The following is a 3,704-nucleotide window of genomic DNA, read 5'->3' as shown; positions in this document are numbered from 1 at the left end:
CGACGTCACCGACCGCCTCGACCAGGTCCGGGCGCCGACGTTGGTGGTGCACCGCACCGGGGACCGCGCCGCGCCCGTCGCGCAGGCGGAAGCCCTCGCCGACGGGATCGACGGGGCTCGGCTGGCGCTGCTGCCCGGCCGCTCGCACCTCCCTTATGCGGGCGACCGGGACGAGCTGGTGCGCGTGGTCCGTCGGTTCCTCGGCCTGCCCGTCGCCCGCCGCCGCGCCGACGGGTTGACCGCTCGGCAGAACGAGGTGGCCGAGCTGGTCAGCCAGGGCTGCACCAACCGCGAGATCGCGACGCGCCTGGGGATCGACGAGCGCTCGGCCGAGGGTCACGTGGAACGGATCCGGCTCCGACTGGGCTTCCGGTCCCGCACCCAGATCGCCGCCTGGTACAGCGCGCGCAGCCCGGAAGTGGGGTAGTTCCACGCCTGACCGCGCGGCGACGTCGGCGCAGAGTCCTGGTACCGACCAGCGAGACGAGGACTCCAGTGATCGACACCCAGACCGGCTTCGAGGTGCACGGGGTGCGGGGCCGCTTCAACGCCGCGTTCTTCGGCACGATCGGCCCGCTCCTCGAGCGGGACCTGCGCCCGCACAAGCAGCGCGTGTTCGCCGACCTGCCCCGGACGGTCGTCGAGCTCGGCGCCGGGGTGGGCGCCAACCTCGGCTACCTGCCTCCGGGATCGACGCTCGTGGCCGTCGAACCCAACGTCCCCATGCACCGACGGCTGCGGGCCGCCGCCGAGCGCCACGGCGTGCACCTCGACCTCCGCGACCGAGTGGCCGAGCACATCGACCTGCCCGACCAGAGCGTGGACACCGTGATCTCCTCGCTCGTCCTCTGCACCGTGGCCGACCCCGCCGAGGTCCTCGCCGAGATCCGTCGCATCCTGCGACCCGGCGGCACCTACCGCTTCGTCGAACACGTCGTGGCGCAGGCAGGCACTCCCACTCGGACCCTCCAACGCGTGCTGCGGCGGCCGTGGGCCTGGACCTTCGAGGGGTGCTCGTGCGAACGGGACCTGGCCGGTGCCCTGCGCGGGGCCGGGTTCGCCCGTCTCGACCTGGAGCCCTACCGGCTGCACACCCCGTTCGTCCCGTTCAACACCCAGCTCGCCGGCGTGGCCCACGCCTGACCGCCGTCAGGTCCGGGCCGGCTCCCGAGGGGCACCGGTGCGCCGGAACTCGCTGGGGTTCACGCCGCGGATGCGCTTGAACGCCGCGCTGAAGCCGAAGGGATCGGAGTAGCCCACGGCGCGGGCGACCTCGGCGACGGTGGTCGCCTCGCGCTCGACCAGCAGGTCCGCCGCGAGCGTCATGCGCCAGCGGGTGAGGTAGGTCAGCGGCGGCTCGCCGACGAGCTCGGCGAACCGTTTCGCGAGCGTGGCCCGCGAGACACCGGTCCGGTCGGCCAGCGCGGAGACCGTCCACGGCGCGGCCGGTTCGGCGTGCAGCAGCCGCAGGGCATGGCCGACGACCGGATCGCGGTGCGCGGCGTACCAGGCGGGCGGCTCGCCGTCGGGCCGGTCGAACCACTCGCGCAGCGAGCAGACGAGCATCCAGTCCAGCAGCCGGTCGAGCACCACCTGCTGGCCCGGGGCGTCGACGGCGACCTCGGCGGCCAGCAGGTCCCGCACGGCGTCGGCCGTCCCACCGGGGGCGACGCGCAGGACCGCCGGCACCGCGTCGAGCAGGCGCCTGCCGATCTCACCCCGGACCGGGTAGGCGCCGACGACCAGTGTGGTCGCGCCCGGTCCGGAGTCGTTCCAGCCGAGCCGGTGCGTGGTCCCGCCCTGGTCCGGCGTCGCGCAGTCCTCGCCGCACTCGATCGGCTCGGCCTCGGTCCCGATCTCGTCGACGAACGAGAACGGCGCGGGGCCGCGCACGACCAGCGTCTCGCCGGGCGCGAGGTGCTCGGGCGGGCGCCCCTCCGGGACGATCCAGCCCGCTCCCTCCAGGACGGTGCACAGCGTGAGCGGCGCGCCGTCCACGAAGACCAGCGACCACGGTGCCGACAGGGTCGAACTGCCGAACAGCGACCCCTGCGCCCGCACGCCGCGGAACAGGTCACCGAAGGCATCCACGAGCCCCAGGCTAGACGAACACACAGGCGAACGAGCTTCTCACCCATGGATTCGTCCGACGGCTCGCCGCAGAATCGTCGTCATGAGCACCGACATCACCCTCGTTCTCGGCGCCACCGGCAAGACCGGCAGGCGGGTCGCCGCCCGGTTGCGACTGCGCGGCACCCCGGTCCGCGCCGCCTCCCGGTCCAGCCGGACCCGGTTCGACTGGACCGACCCCACCGGCTGGGACGCGGCGCTGGAGGGCGTCTCCACCGTCTACCTCGTGCCGCCGACGGTGCCCGGCCCGGTGCACGAGTTCGTGGCCCGGGCCGAGGCCGCCGGCGTGCGACGCCTGGTCCTCCTCTCCGGGCACGGCGCCGACACCTGGGGCGACTCGACCTTCGGCCTGGACATGCGCTCGGCCGAGGACGCCGTGCGCGGCTCGGCGCTGGAGTGGACCGTGCTGCGCCCCTCGAACTTCAGCCAGGACTTCGACGAGGACGTCTTCCACGCCCCGCTCGTCGCGGGCGGACTGGCCCTGCCCGCCGGAGAGGTGCCCGAACCGTTCATCGACCTGGAGGACGTCGCCGACGTGGCGGCCACGGTGCTGGCCGAGCCCGGCAGGCACGCCGGGCGGGTCTACGAGCTCACCGGCCCGCGCGCGCTGACCTTCGCCGAGGCCGTCGAGCTGATCGCCCGGGCCTCCGGGCTGCCGCTGACCTACAAGCAGGTCTCCCTCGCGGAGTACACCGCGGCGCTGGTCGAGCAGGGCGTGAGCGAGACCGAGGCGGAGCACGTCAGCGCGATGTTCGAGCTGATGGCGCGCGGGGTGATCGCCGGGACGACCGACGGCGTCGCCACCGTCCTGGGTCGCCCGCCGCGGACCTTCGAGGAGTACGTCGTGCGGGCCGCGGCGGCGGGAGCGTGGGACCGATGAGCGACGCGCTGACCACCGAGGACCTCGAGTTCCTCGGCCGCCCCCTCCACGGGTTCCTGACCGTGGCCGCGGCGACGCAGCCGCCCCAGCCGCGGCCGGTGTGGTTCGAGGCGACGGCGGAGGGGACGGTCCAGCTGTTCACGGCACCGGACTCGCTGAAGGTCCGTCGCCTGCGCCGCGATCCGCGCGCCTCGATCGTCGTCGCCGCCCCGGCGGACGAGCGCGAGCGCTGGGTCTCCGTCGCCGGGCGCACCACGGTGGAGTCCGACGGGGCCCACGACCTCGCCGCCAGGCTCGCCGCCCGCTACTGGGACCTCGACGACCCGGCGCGCGCCGCCGACCTCGCGGCGATCCTGGCCGAGGACCAGGTCCGTGTCGTCCTCCACCCGGACTCGGTACGCCGCTTCGCCTACTAGTGTCCCGCACCGCGGGTCCGTCGCGTATCTCGGCGGATCCAGGTTCACACGAGGCCAGGCACCGGTCCGAGGCTCGTACCGGGTGTACTCGCCGGACCGGCAACGCCGCCGTGCGTGAGCCTGGGCCGTCGAGATGTGTGGCGGACTCGCGGTGCGGGACACTAGCTACCCTCGTGCGATGGCCGACCGCGGGACGCTCGCCGAGGCCTACCGGCGGTTCGCGGCCGGTGGGGCCTCGCCCTTGTCCGCGAGCGTGGCACTCGCCCTGGCCGGGCCAC

General features: G+C 74.4%; 5 protein-coding genes. 4 read left to right on the top strand and 1 reads right to left on the bottom strand.

Going from position 1 to position 3,704, the window contains the following annotated elements; all coding sequences use genetic code 11:
- On the top strand, positions 1 to 427 hold a 427-nt coding region (locus H5J29_RS24955; protein WP_220187890.1), incomplete at its 5' end, for a LuxR C-terminal-related transcriptional regulator.
- A gap of 68 nt (positions 428 to 495) precedes the next feature.
- A complete protein-coding gene (locus H5J29_RS24950) occupies positions 496 to 1,143 on the top strand; it encodes a class I SAM-dependent methyltransferase (RefSeq protein WP_312858390.1) in 648 nt (215 codons plus the stop codon).
- A gap of 6 nt (positions 1,144 to 1,149) precedes the next feature.
- Here the strand turns inward: H5J29_RS24950 and H5J29_RS24945 are convergent, their stop codons facing one another.
- Positions 1,150 to 2,091, bottom strand: a complete 942-nt coding sequence (locus H5J29_RS24945) for an AraC family transcriptional regulator (protein WP_181783466.1) — start codon at positions 2,089 to 2,091, stop codon at positions 1,150 to 1,152.
- Between the two features lie 82 nt (positions 2,092 to 2,173).
- Here H5J29_RS24945 and H5J29_RS24940 point away from each other — a divergent pair, with 82 nt between their 5' ends.
- Together H5J29_RS24940 and H5J29_RS24935 are read left to right on the top strand one after the other, a co-directional pair.
- Positions 2,174 to 3,010 carry an NAD(P)H-binding protein gene (locus H5J29_RS24940; protein ID WP_181783465.1) on the top strand — a complete coding sequence of 279 codons (837 nt, stop codon included), beginning with the start codon at positions 2,174 to 2,176 and terminating at the stop codon, positions 3,008 to 3,010.
- Positions 3,007 to 3,426, top strand: a complete 420-nt coding sequence (locus tag H5J29_RS24935) for a pyridoxamine 5'-phosphate oxidase family protein (RefSeq protein ID WP_181783464.1) — start codon at positions 3,007 to 3,009, stop codon at positions 3,424 to 3,426. The genes H5J29_RS24940 and H5J29_RS24935 overlap by 4 nt, the downstream gene beginning before the upstream one ends.
- Positions 3,427 to 3,704: the final 278 nt, after the last annotated feature.

This window comes from Pseudonocardia pini (assembly GCF_013870575.1).
Lineage (GTDB): Bacteria > Actinomycetota > Actinomycetes > Mycobacteriales > Pseudonocardiaceae > Pseudonocardia > Pseudonocardia pini.
This window is presented reverse-complemented; position numbering and strand designations above follow the sequence as displayed.